The organism is Pseudoalteromonas sp. Z9A6 (assembly GCF_011378805.1).
GTDB lineage: Bacteria > Pseudomonadota > Gammaproteobacteria > Enterobacterales > Alteromonadaceae > Pseudoalteromonas > Pseudoalteromonas distincta.
The window spans coordinates 1-21416 of record NZ_WTKZ01000034.1 but is presented as its reverse complement, the minus strand read 5'-3'; the positions used below and the strand labels follow the sequence as shown (position 1 = coordinate 21416).

At 39.2% G+C, this 21416-nt stretch carries 21 protein-coding genes and 1 pseudogene; 14 read left to right on the top strand and 8 right to left on the bottom strand.

Going from position 1 to position 21416, the window contains the following annotated elements:
- Positions 1-40: 40 nt before the first annotated feature.
- Together GQR53_RS13140 and GQR53_RS13135 are read left to right on the top strand one after the other, a co-directional pair.
- Positions 41-271 (top strand): hypothetical protein, encoded by a 231-nt coding sequence (locus tag GQR53_RS13140; protein WP_002959972.1) that lies wholly within the window; start codon positions 41-43, stop codon positions 269-271.
- Positions 272-285: 14 nt separating this feature from the next.
- On the top strand, positions 286-882 hold the full coding sequence (locus GQR53_RS13135) for a pentapeptide repeat-containing protein (protein ID WP_165744142.1): 597 nt from the start codon (positions 286-288) through the stop codon (positions 880-882).
- A 71-nt stretch (positions 883-953) separates the two neighbouring features.
- Here GQR53_RS13135 and GQR53_RS13130 read toward each other — a convergent pair whose 3' ends face one another.
- Positions 954-1277: a hypothetical protein gene (locus tag GQR53_RS13130; protein ID WP_007377991.1), complete on the bottom strand. Its 324-nt coding sequence runs from the start codon at positions 1275-1277 to the stop codon at positions 954-956.
- A gap of 129 nt (positions 1278-1406) precedes the next feature.
- Here GQR53_RS13130 and GQR53_RS13125 point away from each other — a divergent pair, with 129 nt between their 5' ends.
- Positions 1407-2168, top strand: coding sequence for an alpha/beta hydrolase (locus tag GQR53_RS13125; RefSeq protein ID WP_165744141.1), 762 nt, complete (start codon positions 1407-1409; stop codon positions 2166-2168).
- Positions 2169-2271: 103 nt separating this feature from the next.
- On the opposite strand, the gene GQR53_RS13120 is transcribed toward GQR53_RS13125, so the two are convergent.
- The 4 genes from GQR53_RS13120 to GQR53_RS13110 form a co-directional block, all read right to left on the bottom strand.
- Positions 2272-2844 carry a hypothetical protein gene (locus tag GQR53_RS13120; protein WP_165744140.1) on the bottom strand — a complete coding sequence of 191 codons (573 nt, stop codon included), beginning with the start codon at positions 2842-2844 and terminating at the stop codon, positions 2272-2274.
- Positions 2841-3248 (bottom strand): M35 family metallopeptidase, encoded by a 408-nt coding sequence (locus GQR53_RS13115; RefSeq protein WP_240917473.1) that lies wholly within the window; start codon positions 3246-3248, stop codon positions 2841-2843. Before GQR53_RS13115 ends, GQR53_RS13120 begins: the two co-directional genes overlap by 4 nt.
- Positions 3245-3445 carry a hypothetical protein gene (locus GQR53_RS21150; RefSeq protein WP_240917472.1) on the bottom strand — a complete coding sequence of 67 codons (201 nt, stop codon included), beginning with the start codon at positions 3443-3445 and terminating at the stop codon, positions 3245-3247. The genes GQR53_RS13115 and GQR53_RS21150 overlap by 4 nt, the downstream gene beginning before the upstream one ends.
- A gap of 146 nt (positions 3446-3591) precedes the next feature.
- Entirely contained in the window at positions 3592-4794 is a 1203-nt protein-coding gene (locus GQR53_RS13110) for a bifunctional alpha/beta hydrolase/OsmC family protein (RefSeq protein WP_165744139.1), read from the bottom strand.
- Positions 4795-5374: 580 nt separating this feature from the next.
- On the opposite strand from GQR53_RS13110, the gene GQR53_RS13105 reads away from it, so the two are divergent.
- Together GQR53_RS13105 and GQR53_RS13100 are read left to right on the top strand one after the other, a co-directional pair.
- Positions 5375-6214: a 2OG-Fe(II) oxygenase family protein gene (locus GQR53_RS13105; RefSeq protein ID WP_008172584.1), complete on the top strand. Its 840-nt coding sequence runs from the start codon at positions 5375-5377 to the stop codon at positions 6212-6214.
- A 200-nt stretch (positions 6215-6414) separates the two neighbouring features.
- Positions 6415-7809: a DEAD/DEAH box helicase gene (locus tag GQR53_RS13100; RefSeq protein ID WP_165744138.1), complete on the top strand. Its 1395-nt coding sequence runs from the start codon at positions 6415-6417 to the stop codon at positions 7807-7809.
- 127 nt (positions 7810-7936) lie between these two features.
- Here the strand turns inward: GQR53_RS13100 and GQR53_RS13095 are convergent.
- Positions 7937-8679, bottom strand: a pseudogene (locus tag GQR53_RS13095) (DUF3307 domain-containing protein).
- Positions 8679-9302: a hypothetical protein gene (locus GQR53_RS13090; protein WP_010555313.1), complete on the bottom strand. Its 624-nt coding sequence runs from the start codon at positions 9300-9302 to the stop codon at positions 8679-8681. Before GQR53_RS13090 ends, GQR53_RS13095 begins: the two are co-directional and overlap by 1 nt.
- Before the next feature lie 150 nt (positions 9303-9452).
- On the opposite strand from GQR53_RS13090, the gene GQR53_RS13085 reads away from it, so the two are divergent.
- From GQR53_RS13085 to GQR53_RS13050, 8 genes are all read left to right on the top strand, one after another.
- The gene (locus GQR53_RS13085) at positions 9453-9956 is read left to right on the top strand and encodes an NYN domain-containing protein (protein ID WP_165744137.1); all 504 of its coding nucleotides are present in this window, start codon (positions 9453-9455) and stop codon (positions 9954-9956) included.
- 174 nt (positions 9957-10130) lie between these two features.
- Positions 10131-11051: an NAD(+) diphosphatase gene (nudC, locus tag GQR53_RS13080; protein WP_002962842.1), complete on the top strand. Its 921-nt coding sequence runs from the start codon at positions 10131-10133 to the stop codon at positions 11049-11051.
- 9 nt (positions 11052-11060) lie between these two features.
- Positions 11061-12242, top strand: coding sequence for a cystathionine beta-lyase (locus tag GQR53_RS13075; protein WP_165744136.1), 1182 nt, complete (start codon positions 11061-11063; stop codon positions 12240-12242).
- Between the two features lie 143 nt (positions 12243-12385).
- Positions 12386-13213, top strand: a complete 828-nt coding sequence (locus GQR53_RS13070; RefSeq protein ID WP_165744135.1) for an ABC transporter permease subunit — start codon at positions 12386-12388, stop codon at positions 13211-13213.
- Positions 13210-14118, top strand: a complete 909-nt coding sequence (locus tag GQR53_RS13065; RefSeq protein ID WP_007377980.1) for an ABC transporter ATP-binding protein — start codon at positions 13210-13212, stop codon at positions 14116-14118. Before GQR53_RS13070 ends, GQR53_RS13065 begins: the two co-directional genes overlap by 4 nt.
- Positions 14118-14492 (top strand): PH domain-containing protein, encoded by a 375-nt coding sequence (locus GQR53_RS13060; RefSeq protein ID WP_007377979.1) that lies wholly within the window; start codon positions 14118-14120, stop codon positions 14490-14492. Before GQR53_RS13065 ends, GQR53_RS13060 begins: the two co-directional genes overlap by 1 nt.
- A gap of 199 nt (positions 14493-14691) precedes the next feature.
- Complete coding sequence (locus GQR53_RS13055) at positions 14692-15486, top strand: putative porin (RefSeq protein WP_002962833.1); 795 nt, start codon at positions 14692-14694, stop codon at positions 15484-15486.
- A 662-nt stretch (positions 15487-16148) separates the two neighbouring features.
- A complete protein-coding gene (locus tag GQR53_RS13050) occupies positions 16149-16952 on the top strand; it encodes a putative porin (protein WP_165744134.1) in 804 nt (267 codons plus the stop codon).
- 66 nt (positions 16953-17018) lie between these two features.
- Here GQR53_RS13050 and GQR53_RS13045 read toward each other — a convergent pair whose 3' ends face one another.
- Positions 17019-18866, bottom strand: a complete 1848-nt coding sequence (locus GQR53_RS13045) for a M2 family metallopeptidase (protein ID WP_165744133.1) — start codon at positions 18864-18866, stop codon at positions 17019-17021.
- A gap of 167 nt (positions 18867-19033) precedes the next feature.
- On the opposite strand from GQR53_RS13045, the gene GQR53_RS13040 reads away from it, so the two are divergent.
- A complete protein-coding gene (locus tag GQR53_RS13040; RefSeq protein ID WP_165744132.1) occupies positions 19034-21310 on the top strand; it encodes an acyl-CoA dehydrogenase in 2277 nt (758 codons plus the stop codon).
- The last annotated feature ends 106 nt before the right edge of the window (positions 21311-21416 follow it).

Sequence of the window (21416 nt, the reverse complement as noted above, 5' to 3'; positions counted from 1 at the left end):
CAGAGTGTATTTTAACCGAACAGACGAAAAAGGAATTATTATGTCGATCAATGCAACCCTATTTGGTGAGTTCTTAGTTTTTTTTATTGTGCTGAGTATTCCTATTTTTGCTGTAATTAGCTACAAAATAGGTAAGCGTAAAAGTACTATGCCTGGGGTTTTAGCTTTTGTGGGTGGCTGTTTAGCGCTATTTCCACTATTTGCTTTGATTTTTATTGCAGTGCTTGCGCTTAAAAAAGATTTACCTAAAAATAGCGTCTATGCCCATTAAAAACTAGGATAATAGTGTCAATTTCAAATAATAATCACTACTTCGACGAGCAATTTAATGCTTTGCAGCACGAAGAGCAACTAACTGAAAATTCTGAGTTTGAAGAGTGCACATTTATCGATTGCGACTTTTCAGACGGACAGTTTAAAAATTGCCGATTTATACAGTGCAACTTTAAAAACTGTAATTTATCGTCACTTAAATGGAACTACAGCTCGCTTGAAGATGTAAGTTTTAGCCACTGTAAATTAAATAGTCTGCAATGGACTGACGTGGATTGGCCAGCGCTTAGTATTAACGCACCGGTGAGCTTTAATTATTGCGAGCTCAGTAATAGTTCTTTTTTTGAATTAACCCTCAAAGCCCTCAAACTAACACACTGCTTTGCCAAAAATGTTGATTTTAGACATGCTGATTTAAGCGGTAGTGAATTTACAGGAACAGATTTTCGCGATAGTGAGTTTTTTCAAACTAACCTAACAAAATGTGATTTTGTAGGTGCGACAGCATTTAATATAGATTTGAATAATAATATGTTAGCGAATGCTAAGTTTGATCGCTTCGAAGCACTTAATTTGCTTACCAGCCTTAATATAGAGCTTTGTGATTAATTTAGTTTAATATGATTACTAACTAGAAGCGACAGCTTAGCTGGGCTTCTAGATACTGCGTGACTTCGTAATTAACGGCTAGGGCCATTTTTATTACGTGCACTGGCAAGTTGTCTCGCGATTGCTAATAACGCTGGTGAAATATCTTCAGCGCCATCTTTAATTAGTTTTGTAACGTCACCTGATGAAAACAAACCGTCACGTGGTGATTTAATACCTAACTCACGAACAAAATCCTTCGTTTTACCTGTGCTGCCTGTTTCAATAAACTTAAAAATAATACGTTCATTGTTGTTTTTAGCAGGGGTTTTTAGTGTTTCGATTTCGTCATGTATTGCAGTTAGTTTGTCTTCTAAAATTTCTATGCGTTCTTGAATGCTATTGTATGATTTCATTTATTGGATCTTTTACTAAATATATTTAAACAATGGCGGCTATTATCGCATAGTTTGACAATAGAGAATGCAAACCTATAAAGTAAAAGTTATTTTTAATTAAAAACAATAATTTATATAAGTTTAAATATGCAAAAAACACTTAAAAAGCTTTTTATATTAAGTGCACTAGCTCTAAGTACACCAGTAATAAGTAAATCAGTAATCGGCGCAACAGGCTATGCAAACGATGGCCTTATAACTGATCAAAGCCGTAATCGCACTATTCCTATAAATATCACACTACCAAGTAACAATGCTAAGTGCACTGAACAAGTAAAATGCCCTGTAGCGTTTATTAACGCAGGTTACGGGATTAGCCATAACGGGTATACGTTTGCCAGTAATGCGTTTAATCAGCGTGGATATTTAACAATAGCCGTTGCACATGAGCTAAAAAGTGACCCTTACTTAAACCGTGAGCAGCCTTACTTAACCACTCGCATGGAAAACTGGCATCGTGGCGTAGTAACGCTTAAGTTTTTAGTTAATGAGCTATCGAGTAAATACCCAGCATACGAATTTACAAAACTCACCTTATTTGGGCACTCAAACGGCGGGGATATTTCCGCATTATATGGCTCTATTTATCCCAATGAAGTAAGCCAAATTATTACGCTCGATCATCGCCGCATGTTGATCCCGCGCAATAAAAACATTCGCGTACTTACTCTACGCGGTAGTGATTACCCAGCAGATGCGAATGTGCTGTTAATCGATTCAGAGCTGGATAAGTTTTCTGTTACGCAAATAATGATAGAAAAATCGCGTCATAACGATATGTACGATGGCGGGCCAAAATGGCTGGTGGATAGAATGAGTAAAGAAGTAGAGGGATTTTTAGATAATTAGGCAAGATATAATCAAGCCAACTTTAAGCTGGCTTGATATATAAAGGTTTAAGCTGACGCAGAATTTTGAGTGGTATTAAACAAAGCATGTATATTATTGCAGGTTACCCTTGCGGTGTAGCAAACTGTTTTATTGGTCGTTCTTTTATTTCCATATCTTCAGTAGGAATAGCTAACAGTGAATATCTGGTTCTTATGGTAATGATATCAGCAAATTTACCGTTAATGTACAAGTTGACGAACGGTGTGATCGTACTTACTAAGTATTTTTTTTCAGGGTTTAAAGCAAACCTTTCTTCCATGCCTTTTAGCTCAATAAACTTTACTTCAAGCGGTTCGAACTCTATAGAGGATAATTGTTTGTGGGCACGCCGCCGTCCTTGTATAGGTTGTTCAGGGACTTTTGCACCTGGATTTTCCGCTCTTAATGAGAAGTATGCATCCACTTCATATATAAACATTGAGTTTAAGTCGATTCCCTGCTTATCGAAAGCGAGGGAGCTTAGCTTAACTTGATAAGGCGTAGTATTCGCCAATCTTATACTAGTGATACATTTAGTATCTAAATGACAAAATGTATAAGAGGATGCAGCAATAGGACCTTCGATAATCTCATCAGAGTTGGCAAAAGTAGAGTAACTAATTAAATAAAATATTATATTTACTAAAATTTTCATTGGGCTGCTCGTACTGCATTTTCAAAAAGATATGCCGAATATAGTAAGGTCTCTCTGTCTTCATTTGTTTGATAAATCTGTGCGCTTTGAGCAATGAAATTAAGATCTTTTATAGCAGTTCTCGCGTTATAGGCTGTATCTTCAGAGGTCCAGACTGCGTGGCTAAACTCATGAACAATAGTATCTACTTTTCGATCAGTACCTACGTTAAAAAAACTCTTACCAAATCCTATAATACCGTATCTATCATAATAGGTAGCATCACCAAATTCAGCGCTTTTATAAAGTTTTTGTGGGGTCAAATGCATGGAGCCGATAAGGTTAATTACTTTACGCGCTTGGCGAATTAAAAATGTTCGTGTTGCCTCAAATTTAATTGAATTAATAAAACCGTATTGTTTCATAATAGATTCGAATTTTTCTTTTCATCTGCGTTAGCAGGATTGTGCAATATATTAATAAAAGTTGTTAATGCTTTTGGGGTAATTAGCATAGCTAATTCAATTTGTTTCAGCTCAGATAGAGTTAACTCGATACCTGTTTTGTTTGTTACTTCGTAAATTGAAAAGTTATTGCGTTCGTAGTAAGTATTTTTATTCATACCGATCCTTGGTTATTAAATATTATTGTAAACTACTAAAAGTGTACCTATTATTCAACCCCTATATTTAATTTTAGAGTTTAAGTTTGCTTTATAAACAACTAAATATAACGCAGTAATAACTGCGCTATATTTACCGGATGTAGTTACTTTACCAGTTCACTAACAATAACAGGGTTATTATGTAGTGTTTTATGCACTGGGCATTTGTCGGCTATTTCGAGTAAACGCTGACGCTCTGGCTCTGTTAAGTCGCCACGTAAGGTGATTTTACGGGTAATGGCTTCAAGGTTACCTGTTTGCTCACAATCGTCGCAATCTTTGTTGTAATCGCGAGTGTGATCAAGCTCTACTTTTACATGCTCCAGTGGTAAGTTTTTACGTGTAGCGTACATACGCAGTGTCATGGCCGTACAGGCACCAAGCCCCGCTAATAAGTGATGATACGGATCAGGACCTAAGTTTTTACCACCTACTTTTATTGGCTCATCTGCAAGCCAAGTATGATCTTTTGTACTTACGTGCTGAGTAAATACATGGTCTTTTTCTTCAACGAGTACATTGCCACCCGTTAAACTTGCCGTGTATTTAGTTTTGTCGTACTTAACATAACGGTTTGCCCACGTTGCAATTATTTGTGCTGCGTAGTCGGCATCGTTTTTATTTGTTAAAAGGTGATCGGCGTTATCTAGGCTAATAAAGCTTTTAGGATGCTTGGCTGATGCATAAATTTTTTCAGCTTCACTAATATTTACAGTCGCATCAATAGGGGAGTGCATTACTAAAAGTGCGCGCTTAAGTTTACTAATGTGGCTCTTATCGTACTTGGCTATATCGTCTATAAATTGTTTTTTAATAGTAAATTCACGACCGGCTAAGTTTACTTTAGCTTCACCTGCTGCGTTAATTTCATCAAGGTGTGCTTCAAAGTTATGCGCTACGTGCTGCGCATCTGACGGTGCACCAATGGTTGTAATAGCCGATACTTCAGGAATATGCTCCGCAGCAGCAAGAACGGCAGCCCCGCCTAAACTGTGGCCAATGAGTAGTTGCGGCGCCGCAAAATGCTCACGTAAATGATTTGCCGCAGATACTAAATCTTGAATGTTTGATGAAAAGTTACTGTTAGCAAAGTCGCCATCGCTATTACCTAAACCGGTAAAGTCGAAACGTAGTACGGCAATGCCTTGTTGTGTTAAAGCTCGGCTAATACGAGTGGCTGCTGCAATGTCTTTACCGCAGGTAAAGCAGTGTGCAAATAGCGCGTAAAACTTAACGTCACCAGAGGGAAGTTCAAGTTGGCCGGCAAGTTCTAAATCGCCGCTTTTAAAAGATACTTTTTGTCGCATGGGGAGCCTTATTTACACAAATAAAATACATTATATTAGGGCGTGTTGACCGTTGTGGATTGAAATTTGTTCAATCTAGGGGCGATTTAATCGCGGCGCGAGGTTTGTAACCTAGTGGACTAAGTAAAAACCGAGCAAAGCTTCCGCGTCCTGCTCACGCCCCTTACCTACATCCATGTAGGCAACAAAGAGTTAATCGTCCCTAGAAAGAACCCAAAGGGTAGCGCATGTTTGGCATTTATGCTGCGTTATCGCCTATTTATGGGGAACAACCACACATCATAGGCTCTGCCTTGCTTAAATACCAAACAGTCTGCTGCAAATTCACCCACCAAAGGTCAGCACGCCCTAGTAGACCAGATATAAGTACTAAACCTTGCAAATTCAACGTTTTTTTATAAGTTGATCTTGATCAAGCCAAGTGGCGGTGACTATGCTTTGCGGACATATGTCCTTATGTTTTTGAGGTCATTTGTCTATCCTCGCATAGCGCTATAATGAAGGCTTTGCTACTTTATATAAGTAATTTAGCACTATTAAAAGCAACTCACTTCACACAACCTATTCACTGGAACGTACAATGCAATTACCTACTGTTGATTATAAAGCTCCCGATGCGGCTGCACAATTTGTTGAATCGTTAAGAAATACTGGATTTGGCGTTTTAAAAAACCACCCAATCCCACAGTCTTTAGTTGAGTCTATTTACAAAAATTGGCAAGACTTTTTTAACTCAGAGCAAAAGCACGACTTTTTATTCTCTAAAGAAACTCAAGACGGTTACTTTCCGCCTTCAGTATCAGAAGTAGCGAAAGGCTTTACAATAAAAGACATTAAAGAGTACTTTCATGTGTACCCTAAAGGTCGCGTTCCTGCCCAGCTTGAAGCTGATGTACGTGAATACTACCGTTTAGCAAGTGAATTTGCTGGCACATTATTAAGCTGGGTTCAGGCTGAAGCACCAGCTGATGTACGTGCTAAGTTTTCAATTGATTTAAAAGACATGATTGCCGATTCTGAGCAAACATTATTACGTATCCTACATTACCCACCAATGACGGGTGATGAAGAGCCAGGTGCTATTCGCGCAGCAGCCCATGGCGATATTAATTTATTGACTGTATTACCAGCTTCGAATGAGCCTGGTTTACAAGTTCAAAAAACAGATGGCGGTTGGTTAGACGTGCCATGTGACTTTGGCAGCTTAATTATTAATATCGGCGACATGCTACAAGAAGCGTCGGGCGGGTATTTCCCATCGACAATTCACCGTGTAATTAACCCAACGGGTAAAGCATCTACTAAATCGCGTATTTCATTACCGTTATTTTTACACCCGCATCCAGATGTTGTGCTTTCAGAGCGCTACACGGCAGATAGCTACTTGCAAGAACGTTTGCGTGAGTTAGGTGTTAAGTAACTCTAATACTTAGAGTAATTAAGTATAAACAAAAAACGGCTCATGGCCGTTTTTTGCATTTTTAAGCAACTTGAGCACTGGTTTAATTTTAATAAACTATGCTCAATTGCTCGCAACGTAAATAATGGCATGCATTCTTAGCTACTACAGGTATAATGCGCGCAACTGGCTAATGTAGCCTTATTTAAAAGAGAGTTTATATGAGTTTTGAAGGTTTAGGTTTATCACAGTCTTTGGTTAATGCGGTTTTAGAAAAGGGCTATGAAACGCCAACGCCGATTCAGGCTCAAGCAATTCCTGCAATTATTGAACGCCGTGATGTTATGGCAGCAGCGCAAACAGGTACAGGTAAAACAGCAGGCTTTACATTACCACTTATTGAGCGTTTGTCGTCGGGCCCTAAAGCTAAAAGTAACCACGTACGTGCACTTATTTTAACGCCTACGCGTGAACTTGCTTTGCAAGTAAGCGAAAACGTTGAAGAGTACGCTAAGCATTCGGATGTGAGCTCATTTGTAGTTTACGGTGGCGTTAAAATTAACCCACAAATGCAGCGTCTTCGTAAAGGTGTTGATATTTTAGTAGCAACGCCGGGTCGCTTAATTGACTTACATAATCAAAATGCAGTTAAATTTGATAGCGTTGAAGTGCTTGTACTCGATGAAGCTGACCGTATGTTAGACATGGGCTTTATTCACGACATTAAACGCTTAATTGCTAAAATGCCTGCTAAACGTCAAAACTTGATGTTTTCGGCTACATTTTCTGACGAAATTCGTGCATTAGCAAAAGGGTTAATTAATGATCCTGTTGAAATTTCAGTTGCAGCAAAAAATACCACTGCAAAAAGTGTTACTCAGTGCGTTTACGCGGTAGATAAAACACGTAAAACAGCATTGCTAAGCCACTTAATTCGCACTAACGATTGGCAACAAGTATTAGTGTTTAGCCGTACAAAGCACGGTGCTAACCGCTTAGTTAAACAACTTGAACGCGATGACATTGTAGGCGCGGCCATCCATGGTAATAAATCACAAGGCGCACGTGTTAAAGCACTTGATGGTTTTAAAAGTGGTGAAGTACGCGTACTAGTAGCAACAGACATTGTTGCACGTGGTTTAGACATTGTTGAATTACCGCATGTTGTTAACTACGACTTACCAAATGTATATGAAGATTACGTTCACCGTATTGGCCGTACAGGCCGTGCTGGTGCATCGGGTCATGCGATTTCGTTTGTAACGGTTGATGATGCTGTTGATTTATACGGTATTGAACGCTTTATTGGTGAGCTTATCCCACGTGCTGAAGAAGACGGTTTTGAGCCTATTAACCCAGTAGCAGAGCGCGCATTAGATGCTCGCCCACTGCCGTCTAAAAAGCCTAAGAAAAAGCAGCCTTTTAATAAGCCTAAATCTGATAGCAGCAAGCCTAACAGTAAAAAGCCGAACAATGGTGGTAATGGTACCGGCCCTCGTCGTGGTGGTTCTAAAAAGCCAGCAGCTAAAACAGATGATAATGCGCAAAACCCATGGGCAAAGCGTGAATCTGTTGGCGGTAGTGGCCAACGCCGTCGTCGCACAAATAACGATTAATGATCATATTGGCGTTTAATTAATTTAGAACTTGGTTAAAGGCTGATACAAAAAACGCGTTCTCTTCTTTTGAATAAATAGAAGCAGCGCGTTTTTTATTGTCTGTAATTTGTACTTACTGTATTGCCTACCTGATTAAATAGTTAATACCCAAGCCGACAAATAAAGTCACACTTACGCTAAGTAGTGTGCCGAGCATAACGTACTCGGTGAGTTTTTATCTTTACTTGCACTTAAATCGCCAAACCTAAATACCGACTTTGCCGCAAGTAAAAAACCAAGCCCTGCAAATTGGTCAAGCAATATAAAGCTCAGCATAAGTACGCGTTCCAACATACCAATGCTTTGCCCTGCAAGCGGTAAGCTACCAGTACTTGAAAAGTTACTTGTTAAACGCTCTAACATCATTCTTATAAATACGGCGCTGGGACTTAAAATAATTAAATAACCGCATACCACCCACAGTATTTTGGGATCAGTGAGCATATTATTAATTGCAGCCATAAAGCTATTGTTATCAGTTAGCCAAATACTGAGCGCAATAATAACGAGTATGTGCGCTATTTGATCTAGTAAAAAAGGCACCACGCCTTTATTAGAATACGATTTAGCTATATCAATAAAGTAATGGCTCAGCATAATGCTCGCCGTGGCAATTAAAACACTGCTTAGTTGCTGCCACCCGAATGTGTATTCCCACACGGTAATAATGAGTGCACTTGTTACACCATGCACTAGTACATGAAAATAAAGCTTACTGGCTTTAAAATGACGGGTATTTCTGTCGTTTACCCAACTCATAGGTTGCCAGTAAAAATCAGCGAGTAAGTGGCCAATAATAAGCGCGATCAGTAAAAGTGAAAACTCCATTATTCACCTCCTTTAATTATATTTTTTATAACGTGTTGTGTGTGCTTAATAAAGCGTTCTATAAGTTGGTAGTGCGCTAAATTTAGTAGTTTTGTTACATTTTCGCGACTTGTTTTAAGCTCTTTAGCCAGTGCCGCGTGGCTGTTGTCTGATGATGTTAAATAGACATACAGGGCATTTGCTTGTTTTTGCGTGATTTTAGTGAGTAATACGTCGGCAAAGGCTAAATTAAGATTTAAGCTTTCATCAAGCTGCTGCTCGTTAATATTAAAAACAAAGCGTTGATTGCCTATTTTATCAAGGCCTTGCCCCGAAAGAGTAAAAGCAGAACCGGTTGCTGTTTTTATATCGCTGCGTGGGTTATCTATTTGCCCAAGCGCCAAGCTTTGTCGTAGTTCATAACCTGACGATTTAAGGTGTAAATATACAAGTATGGCATTTTTAAAAAGGAGCTCAGGATTATTAACTTGTAACTGAAAGGCATCGCCTCGGTATATATTCCAAAGTGTTTGCTCCCCCGAAATGTTTCGCAAACTTTGCTCTAGTTGATAAAGCATGGCATCGTATTGCTGCTTAGGGATTGTTTGCGATTTAATAATATCGCCGCTGATCACACCAATCATAAAAATCTCAAAATGGTTACTTTTTAATATGTAACCAATATTGGTTACATAAGGGTATGTAACTAATTTAGGTTACTTAAATATAAATTGCAAGGTACACTTATTTTATAACGTTACTTTTATTGCTATTAATCCTCACTAGGACACTAAATGACTTTACAAAACGAGCAGCAAAGCACGAAACCACGCGTAGGTATTTTTGTTGATGTGCAAAATATTTATTACACGTGCCGCGAGAGTTACGGAAAAAACTTTGACTACAATGCGTTTTGGCGGGTAATGCAGGCGCAATACAATATTGAGTGTGCTTTTGCGTACGCTATTTATCGAGGTGATGAAAAGCAAAATCAGTTTCAAAATATTTTGCGTGCGATTGGTTTTGACGTAAAGCTAAAGCCATTTATTCAACGCCGTGATGGAAGTGCTAAAGGCGATTGGGATGTAGGTATAACAATAGACATGTTAGAGCAGGGTAAAAGCCTTGATAAGGTTGTTTTGCTCTCTGGCGATGGTGACTTTGCTTTGTTACTTGGGCATTTAAAAAATCAATATAATGTACCGTGCGATGTATACGGTGCTGACCGGTTAACCGCTGAGGTATTAAAACAAAGCGCAGAGCAATTTCATTTAATTGATAATACTTTGCTACTTTAACAGTAAAAAATAGTTAAAAAAGTGCAAGCTAAGTGCCTGCAACATGAGAGATTTTAATACAAAGCCGTAATAGATGAATTAAGCCTTATATAGGCTTTTTTTATTACTGTAATCAATTGGGTTTGCTAAATGATTATGGTAATTTTAAAGCATAACGAGTTACCAAGGACTTACATGCTTCATTATAGCAACATGCCACTAGATAGAGGCTCAAATTTTCGTAAAGACCCATCGTGGCTTAAAGCGCAAATGTCGGCGCAAAGTAAATGGGTTTTAGTTAAAAATAATCAAACCCTATTTATTAAAGATACTCCTAAAGTAAGCTATTTAACGTATCAACAAGTGGCACATTTAGATTTAACGAGTGCTATTTTTGTTGGTTTAAACAATGCTAAACATGGTGTGTTTGCATTGGATGTTTCTGATCTGGATGAAAGCGTACTTTCGCCTTTAATCGAGGGCGCTCAGTTTTTTGATATTCGCCAATATGGGCCTCAAGTAACCATTAAATATGCCTCAATAGCCGCCCTTGCGAGAGGGTTATGTTATTGGCATGCCACGCACCGTTTTTGTGGGCGCTGCGGTAGTAAAAACCGTTCAGTGGAAGCCGGGCATTCTCGTGTATGTGAAAACGAAAACTGTAAGCATCCTACATTCCCGCGCACCGATCCTGCGGTAATTATGGTCGTTACTAAAGTCTTTGCTGACGGAGTAGAACGCTGTTTATTAGGTCGCCAAGCTGCGTGGCCCACTGGTATGTATTCTTCGCTTGCTGGATTTGTAGACCCAGGGGAGACACTGGAACAAGCTGTTGCGCGTGAAGTTAAAGAAGAGGCAGGCATAGAAGTTGATAACGTACGTTATGTTGCATCTCAGCCATGGCCGTTCCCATCGTCAATTATGCTTGGCTTTTTTGCACAGGCGACATCTGAGCAAATTAACGTAGATAAAGAAGAGCTAGACGATGCAAAATGGTTTAGTCGTGAAGACTTAGAGCAATTTGGTAATTGGCACGAAGAAGGCGAGCATTTAAAGCTGCCTAGAACCGATTCTATCTCTCGTTATTTAATTGAGCATTGGCGCACAAACCCCTAAGGATTAATAATGTCGAGTAAAAGTAATAAAAACACTCAGCTGGTATCATCAGGGCGAAAAAAAGCCTATACACATGGCGTAGTCAATCCCGTTGTACAGCGTGCATCTACCATTGTATTTGATACTGTAGCCGATTTAAAAGAAGCAGCTAAAACCCGTGGCGATAAAACGTTATTTTATGGGCGCCGAGGAACAACAACACACTTTGCGCTACAAGAAGCTATTACAGAACTTGAAGGCGGCGAAGGGTGTGCATTGTACCCTTGTGGCGCTGCGGCGATCAGCCAAGTATTTTTATCGTTTTTAAAAACCGGTGATCATATTTTAATGGTTGATAACGTGTACGAACCAACTCGCGATTTTTGCGATAAAATTTTAGTGGGGCTGGGCATTACAACAACCTATTACCCGCCAACCATTGGCGCAGGTATTGAAGATTACATTCAGCCAAATACTAAAGTGTTGTTTTTAGAATCTCCAGGCTCTATTACGATGGAAGTGCAAGATGTGCCCGCTATGGTAAAAGTAGCCAATGAGCACAACGTAATGACCATGCTTGATAATACCTACGGTAACGGTTTGCATTATCGCCCGTTAGAGCACGGTGTTGATATTAGTATTCAAGCTGCAACAAAGTATATTGTTGGCCATTCAGACGTGATGATGGGGGTGGCTGTTGCTAATAAAAAGTATTGGCCAACCTTGCGCGAAAACTCATACTTACTAGGGCAATGTACCAGTGCCGATGATGCGTATTTAGCACTTAGAGGCCTGCGTACAATGGGTGTGCGTTTAAATCAACATGAAAAAGCAGCAATAGAAGTAGCTAAATGGCTCGAGCAACATGAGCTTATTGATCATATTCGACACCCTGCATTTGAAAGCTGCCCAGGGCATGAGTTCTTTAAACGTGACTTTGATGGCAGTAATGGGTTGTTTTCATTTGTGATGAAAACCGGGAATCAAAAAGCGATTGATGTCTTTTTAGATAGCCTTGAGCATATTAAAATGGGTTTTTCGTGGGGCGGTTTTGAAAGTTTAGTAACCGCTAATTTAACTATGAAAGGGCTGCGTTCAAATACAGGTTGGGATTTAGGCCCGGTTATTCGCTTGCATATTGGTCTTGAAGATGTTGAAGATTTAATTAGCGATTTAAGCCAAGCACTTGAGGTTTATAAGCAGCATTTATAATTTATATCGCAATTTATGCTGTTACATTTAAATGTATTGTTACAAAGCTCACCATAGGTGGGCTTTTTTTTGCTGGTAATTCAAGGTGTTTACACTTAGTGTGGATAAATACACAGAAAATAAAAAGTCATTAAGGATAGTCAATGGCAACACCATTACCGATAAACGTAGGGCGATTAACGCAAATAGCGGGATTTGAGCTTGTACGTATGTTTTTAACAAAACGTGGACTTATTGCATTAGCAGCCTTTGCATTGGTGTGGCTAATAATACTGCGCTACCCAATAGGGCAGGCAATAGGCATTGTAAGTGCGCCCGATTTTGAGCAAATAGCCCGTGATATATCAGGTTCTATTGGTTTAAGTAAATTATTGGATTGGCCTGAGGCCGAATTTGCTATGTACTGGTTAATAGCCTTATATAGCTTTCCCGTTTTTGGTTTATTTATTTGTAGCGACCAAACGGTAGGCGATAGAGAGCGCGGCACACTAAGGTTTTTATCACTGCGCTCCACTCGCTTTGAAATACTGTTTGGCCGTTTTTTAGGGCAGCTAGGAGTATTAGCATGTTTGGTGGGTATAACGCTTGTAGCTACACTCGCGGTATTGGGTTTTAGAGAGCCAAGTTTACTGGCTGGTGGTTTTGCCCGTGCGCTTTCTATATTTTTAATATTAGTGATTACTCTGTGCCCATTTGTAGCACTAATGACGTTAATTAATACCTTTGCTCGCTCATCACGTTTATCTATTGTATTGGCAATTTTATATTTTGCAGCAGGCGGTATTGTAGTTGGTATATTGCAATGGCAAATACCCGCATTAGGCTTGCTTGATTATTTATTTCCGGGTGTGCAAATAGAGCTATTAGCGGGGCAAAATTTACCATTATTGAGCGCTGTGGCTATTCCCCTTGTGCAAACTGCGGTATTACTAAGCGTTGCTCAACGTATTTTTGCAAGGAGCTCACTATGAGACCATTAATTACAGCTAGCGGTTTGAGTAAATCGTATGGTGCAAAACTTGCGCTTAATAATGTGGACTTTGAAATTAACAAAGGCGCGCCAGTGGCACTTGTTGGGCCAAATGGTGCGGGTAAAACTACCTTATTTAGTTTGTTGTGCGGCTATATTGCGCCAAGTAAAGGCAGCCTTGAAATATTAGGGCATAAACCTGGTAGTGCTGCTTTATTTAATAAAGTAAGTGCATTACCGCAAGACGCGCAACTTGACCCTCGTTTTAATATAGATAAGCAACTCGCCTTTTATGCAAAGCTGCAAGGTATGGGTGCTAAGCAAAGTCAAACTGAGGCGCTACGTGTACTTGATTTAGTTGGCTTAAAAGAAATTGCAAAGCAGCGTGCGGGGGATTTATCGCACGGTATGCGCAAGCGCGTTACGATAGCGCAAGCACTTATTGGCGCACCACAAATTGTAATGCTTGATGAAGCAACCGCAGGGCTTGATCCGATTCATGCCAGAGAAGTACGTGAGCTGGTATCAGAATTAAGTGAACAGGCTACATTTATTTTAAGCTCTCACGATTTAACTGAGCTTGAGCGACTATGCTCACAGGTACTTCATTTAGATAAAGGCGTACTAAGCGAGCATCAAACAAAAACTAATAATACCGATAAACACTTTTATACATTAATGCTAAGCGAGGCTTATCAAAATGTTGAGCAACAGCTTCAAGCAATTGCAGGTGTGAGTCGTGTGTATATGAGCCAACATAAAGAATATGTAGTTGAGTATCAGCCAACGAGCGATCCACTTGATATTGCACTACTGAATTTTTGTCATCAACAACACTGGCAGTACAGGCAGTTAGTTAATGGTCATACGTTAGAGAATCAAATATTTAAACAGGAGAAAGTATAATGGGTTTACTTAGCGGACTTATGGGTAATGCAAGCGAAGTTGACGATTCTGATTTAGAAAAAATCCTTGCCAATACATTAATTGACGGCGAGCAAGTAGAAAAAGCATATAAAGTAGTACGTGATATGTTTATTTTTACTAATAAGCGCTTAATCTTAATTGATAAGCAAGGTATGACCGGTTCTAAAATGGAAATGGTGAGTATTGCTTACTCTAAAATCACCAAGTTTAGTAAAGAAAGTGCAGGCCATTTTGACTTAGATGCCGAGCTAAAAATATGGGTTGGCTCAGATCCAACACCAATTAGTAAAGAGTTTAAGTCTGGCGATAATATTAACGATGTTTACCGAATTATTAGCCAACACGCGCTTTAATACGGTACATGTTTTAAGTGGTTGTTCACTAGATGTTGCAACTACTTTAATTTTACAGTTTACAACACTTCCTTACAATTAACTTAATAAATACAACTGGTTAGTTAAGTTTTCATTCAGTTTCCTAACGTTAGCATGTGCCTCGACTTTAGCAATACAGCTAGAGCATAAAAAGCAATGTACATAGGGAAGTCTTACAATGAAAAAATTAGCAGTTATTATTTCGAGCATTTTATTATCTAGCACTGCGGCTGCTGCAGACAGCTATAATTCAATTAGTAACCTAAGCTACAAAAATAGCGATAACAACGACACCGTTGCTGTAGATTCTATTTACTACTTATCTCCTAAAAAAACTTTAGGTCCGTACGATCAGTTTGAATACATCAATAAACAAACTAACGTATATGGTGGCTATGCTGATGACGACTTTGGCGATTTAACATCAGTTGGTGGTGAATACTTCATTAATGAATTTGTTGTTGGCGCATCTTACGAAAACCTAGACCCAGATTCAGGTTCTAACAGTGAGCTTTATAAACTGACGGGTGGTTACTTTTTCAACCCTGATTTACTTGCAAAAGTAACACTAGTTGAAAACAAAGACGGCGACGACTACGCATTATTTGATTTAGCTTACAACTACATGCTAAACAGCACAGATTACGTAGGTGTTACACTTACATCAGACGACGATTTTGATTACCGTGCAGTTGCTGCTAAATACTTTATTGATTTACAGCAAGGTAACTACCTAACTTTTGAAGGTAAATACGAAAGCATTGATGACGCAGAAAACCAATGGGTAGCAGAAACTAACTACTACTTCTCAAAAGCAACATCTGTATTTGCTAACTACAACAAGCAAGACACTTACAGCTTTGGTGCTCAACACTTTATCAATAAAAATATTGGTGTAAAGGTGGGTTACGAAAACAACGCTGATGATTCTGATAACGATGCGTACTTTGCTAACATGCGTTTCCAGTTTTAATTAAGTCCCGTACTAAGTTAATACAAAAGTAATATCAAAGGCCCGCTAAATTTAGCGGGCTTTGTTGTTTATAAACGTTTGATCTTTTAACTATAAACTTTTACTAACCATAATTACGGCTTTTATTATGTTCATCTAAATAACCCCTTTAAGTTATAAATAGAGTTGCCATAAATGGCTAGATTGTTATTAAAGCCATTAAGTAGAGTCGATGATAATAGTTATAAAATAATGAGTATTGGAGTTTTTTTGCTGGTAAATAATAGTTATTGGAAAAAACAGATAAAAATATGCACTTATACAAACCTATTTTTTATTATAAATTCAGAAATAATGAATTAATTATAGTCATTATTTTGAGAAATTAGAAAAATTTAGTGAGGGGAGGTTATATTGATGAGGTTTATCGAATAATTAAGTTGTGTTTAATTTAGCGACAACTTGTACCTTATTTGTTACTTTTTGAGTTTAAATGATGACAGACTATTGTTACGTAGATTTTGATGATACCTATTGTTTACATTTGCTTGTAATTATTTACATTTTCAGTGGTTTAAATTCGTCCTCTTATTCAGTTTTTGTTCATTTTTTGGCGTTAGGATGCGCCCCGACTTTGGCTAGACAGCTGAGGCATAAAAAGTAATATTTATAGGGAATTTAAAATGAAAAAATTAGCCGTTATCATTTCGAGCATTTTATTATCAAGCGCTGCAACCACTGCAATAGCTGCAGATACTTACCAATCAATCAGCCATGTAGGATACGTGGATGTAGATGGTGATGACACAGTAACTGTTGACTCAACTTATTATTTTTCTCCAAAAGCGACTTCAGGTCCTTACGATCAATTTGAATACATCAATAAGCAAACAAATGTTTATGGTGCATACAGTGATAATGATTTTGGAGATGTTACTAGCGTTGGCGGTGAGTATTTTGTAGAAGATTTTGTATTAGGTGCACAGTACAATAATTTCGATAGTGATTTTGGCTCAAGCACGGATGTAATTGAACTTTCAGCTGGTTATTTCTTTAACCCAAACCTTGTATTAAAAGCAACGTTTATTGATGTAGAAGATGCTGACAATCAGTTTGTGTTTGATTTGGCATATAACCACCAGTTAAACAACACTGATTATATTGGCTTTACAGTAACAGCAGATGATGAGTTTGATTACCGTGCAGTAGCAGCTAAGTACTTTGTTGATTTACAGCAAGGTAACTACTTGACTGTTGAAGGTAAATTTGAAGATGTTGATGGCGGTTCAAGTAACTGGGAATTAGCATCTAACTACTATTTCAGCAAAGCAACATCGGTTTTTGTTACAGTTAATAAAAATGATGATTACACTCTTGGTGCTCAACACTTTTTCAACAACAATGTTGGTTTAGAAGCAGGTTACGGCAATAACTGGGATGATTCTGATTATGATGCTTACTTTGCAAATTTAAGCTTACAGTTCTAATTTAACTAAAATTAGAATATGAATAAAAAGCCCGCTCATTTGAGCGGGCTTTTTGTTCAGCGCTATTTACCAGCCGCAGTTGCGGCCTTCGTTTTGTTTATCTAAATATGTTTGTAATGGTGCAAAGTAATCGAGCATTGCTGTTGCATCCATTTGCGGCTTACCTGTTACAGTTTCAAGCGCTTCTTGCCAAGGGTGAGATGAACCCATTTCAAGCATAGCGTTTAGCCTATCCCCTGCTTCTTTTGAATTATAAATAGAGCAGCGATGAATGGCTTTATCGTTACCGGCAATTTCACATAAGCTGCGATGAAACTCAAATTGTAAAATATGCGCTAAAAAGTAACGTGTATAAGGCGTGTTACCCGGAACGTGGTACTTAGCACCCGGATCAAAGTCGTTTTCGCTACGTGCGATAGGAGCTTGCACTCCTTGGTATTTTTCACGTAATTCCCACCAAGCTTTATTGTAGTTCTCTGGGGTTACTTCACCTGAAAATACCTGCCAACGCCACTGATCAACCATTAAGCTAAACGGTACAAAGGCTACTTTATCAAGCGCCATTTTCATCAACAAACCGATATCTTTAGATTCGTCAGGTACTTGTTCAAGTAAGCCGATTTCTTTTAAGTAACCCGGTGTAACCGATAAAGCAATGGTGTCTCCAATGGCTTCATGAAAACCATCGTTTGCACTTTCTTGATAAAATAAAGGTTGTTTATTATAAGCGCGTTGATAAAAGTTATGACCTAATTCATGGTGAATAACTGAAAACTCTTCGCCTGTGCGCTGAATACACATTTTAATGCGTAAATCGTCTTTGCTATCGATATTCCATGCTGATGCATGACACTGCACATCTCTGTCTTTTGGTTTTACAAACAGTGAACGCTCGTAAAATGTCTCTGGTAGTGCATCAAAACCCATTGAGGTAAAAAAGTTTTCAGCCCCTTTGACCATTTTAAGTTCGTCGTAATTATTTTGAGCTAATAACTCGGTTACGTCGTAACCCGGATCGGCGTTTTCTGGTGCAACTACATCGTAAATATTACCCCATGCTTGCGCCCACATATTACCAAGTAAGTGTGCTGGTATTGGCTGATCTTGAGGTACTTTGTCGGTGCCGTACTTTTCACCTAACTTTGCGCGAACATGGCAATGTAGCGAGTTATAAAGTGGTTTAACTTGGCCCCAAATACGGTCAAGCTCAGTGGTGAAGTCATCAGCAGGCATATCGTATTTACTGCGCCACATAGCGCCCGTATCGGCATAACCAAGCTCCTTTGCACCTTCGTTGGTAAGTGCTACTTGTTGCTCGTAAAGTGGGCGCATGGGTTTTGATATTTCACGCCAGCCTTGCCATAAATCAAGTAGTTCGTTGTAATCTCGGCTGGTGGCCATTTTTGAGGTCATGTCGCCAAGGCTCAAACAGCTGCCATCTTCTTTACAGTATTTACCTTTACCATATAGCCCGCCAAGCTCTGCGACAATTTGTGAAAGCTTCGCTGTTTTATCAGCGTCTTGTGGGGCAGGAAGTGTAAGTGCTAGTTTTAGTTTATCAAGCTTACGGCGAGCATCGTAATCAAGCTCTAGTTCGTCGTATTTTGCAGCTTCATTTGCTAAACGCACGACTGTTTCGGTCATTTTACGGTTAACTTCAGCCGATAGAGCAGATGTATCGTGAGTAATAAAGTTTGCGTAAATCCATTCTGCGCGGCTCGATTCTAAATAAAGTGCACTCAGTTCTTTTTCTGTGTTTGTTATAAATGTATTTGCATCTTTTGCAGTTACTGCTTTTGTAGCTTGTGATGAATCGGTAGTGTCGATAGATACTTGCGCATCGCAGGCCGTTAAAGCAAGAGTACTTGCTACCATTAAGGCGCTCATACTTAGTTTAAATCGAAAGGGGGTCATGCTATTCCTTTAATTTATTGTTATTAAAACGTTGATAATAGCAGTGATGTTTAAAACAATAAAATGAATGCGTTAAGGCTCACGACTCGTCGTGCAATGATTGTATTTAAATTAAGATGGGTCATAATTAAGTTACTATTTTCATTCAATGTGTAAGGAATGTGCGCATGTTAATATTTATAATATTGCTGGTCGTGGTGGTGGTTATTTTTGCGGTTAAAGATATTCGCCTAAACTTGATTAGTCGTCCTACGTTTAAAATGTTCAAAAAGGTGCTTCCGCCATTATCGCAAACAGAGCGAGAGGCGATGGAAGCAGGTGATGTTTGGTGGGATGGTGAGTTATTTAGTGGTAACCCAGACTGGCAAAAACTGCACCGTTTTCCTAAACCAGAGCTTAGCGATAAAGAAAACGCATTTATGGCTAACCAAGTAGAAACCTTGCTGGCTATGCTTGATGATTATCAAATTGTACAAAAAGACAAAGACTTACCAAAAGAAGTGTGGGACTACCTAAAAACGGAAGGTTTTTTTGCGCTGATCATTCCTGAAAAATTTGGCGGTCGTGAGTTCTCGGCAATTGCTAATTCAACGATAGTATCAAAAATTTCGACTAAAAGCTTAACAGCCGCAGTCACTGTTATGGTGCCTAATAGCTTAGGTCCGGGCGAGTTACTTCTTCACTATGGTACTAAAGAGCAGCAAGATCGTTGGCTGCCAAGTTTAGCTAATGGTACAGATGTTCCTTGTTTTGCATTAACGGGACCTGAGGCGGGCTCTGATGCTGGCAGTATTCCTGATTCAGGCGTGGTGTGTATGGGTGAGCATAATGGCGAGAAAGTAATGGGCCTGCGTTTAAATTGGTCAAAGCGTTACATTACACTTGCACCCGTGGCTACTGTACTCGGCTTAGCATTTAAAATGTATGACCCTGATGCTTTATTAGGTGATAAGAAAGAGCTAGGCATTACATGTGCTCTAATACCAACCGATCATCCGGGTGTCGAAACGGGTGAGCGTCATTATCCGCTTAATATGGCCTTCATGAATGGTACCACTTACGGTAAAGATGTATTTATACCACTGGACTGGATCATTGGTGGTCAAGAGTGTGCAGGGCGTGGCTGGAGAATGCTTGTTGAGTGTTTAAGTGCAGGGCGTGGTATATCACTACCAGCATTGAGTGCAGCAACTGGACATTTAGCTTCAAAAATGACATCGGCATATGCTATGGTACGCCAGCAGTTTGGTGTATCTATAGGGCAATTTGAAGGCGTGCAAGAGGCACTTGCGCGTATTGGTGGTTTAACTTACACACTTGAGTCATGCAGATTAATGACCGCAGGTGCGATTGATTTAAAATTAAGCCCGTCGGTTGTAACAGCGATTGCTAAATACCATATGACTGAAATGGGTCGTACGGTAATGAATGATGCAATGGATATTCATTCAGGTAAAGGAATTCAAGTAGGGCCTAATAACTATTTGGCGCATGGCTATATGGGTATTCCAGTATCAATTACGGTTGAAGGCGCGAATATTTTAACGCGTAACTTAATGATATTTGGCCAAGGTGCAACACGCTGTCATCCATTTGTTTTAAAAGAAATGGAAGCCGCTGCAATGGAAGATGACGACGCAGCACTTGAACAATTTGATGGTTTATTAATGAACCATATAATATTTGCAGCAAGTAATGCAGGTATGGCATTTGTGCATGGCTTAACACGTAGTTATTTTGCTAAAGCGCCTGTAGGTGGTGAAACGGCTATTTATTATAAGCAACTGAGCAGAATGAGCCGAGGCTTAGCTATTTGCACAGACGTGGCTATGTTAATGCTTGGCGGTGAGCTTAAACGAAAAGAAATGATATCGGCACGTTTGGGTGATGTATTAAGTCATTTGTACTTAGCATCAACTGTTTTAAAACGTTATGAAGACGAAGGGCGCCAACAAGCTGATTTACCATTTGTAAAATATGCTATTGAGAACTCATTATTTGAAATTGGCCAAGCGTTTAATGGCTTCTTTAAAAACTTTTCAAACCCGGTTGTTAATTTTATCCTTAAACGTATCGTGTTCCCGCTTGGAAATCATTACCACAGACCAAGTGATGAAATTGCACAAAGTATTTGTGAGCGTATGACTCAACCGGGTGTATTTAGAAACCGCTTAACGCATTTATGTTATGTAGATGAAAATGCAGGTACAGGGGTCATGGAAAGCGCATTTTTAGCTATGCATGATATGCAAGCGCAGTTTAAAGACTTAAAACAATGGCAGCGTAAGGGCAGTGTGCCTGCAACGCTTGATATTGAAGGTGCTATAAATTATGCGCTTGAAAATAAGTTGTTAGAGCAAACTGATGCTGATGCAATGCATCATGCTAATAAGCTACGTAAGAAAGCCATTGCAGTTGATAACTTTCAACCTGGTGAGCTGTAGCGCAGTACTTTAAATGCTAGGGCGTGTTGACCCTTCGTGGTTGAATTTGCAGCAGGCTGTTTGGTTTTTAGGCAAGGCAGAGCCTATGTAGTGTGGTTATTCCCCA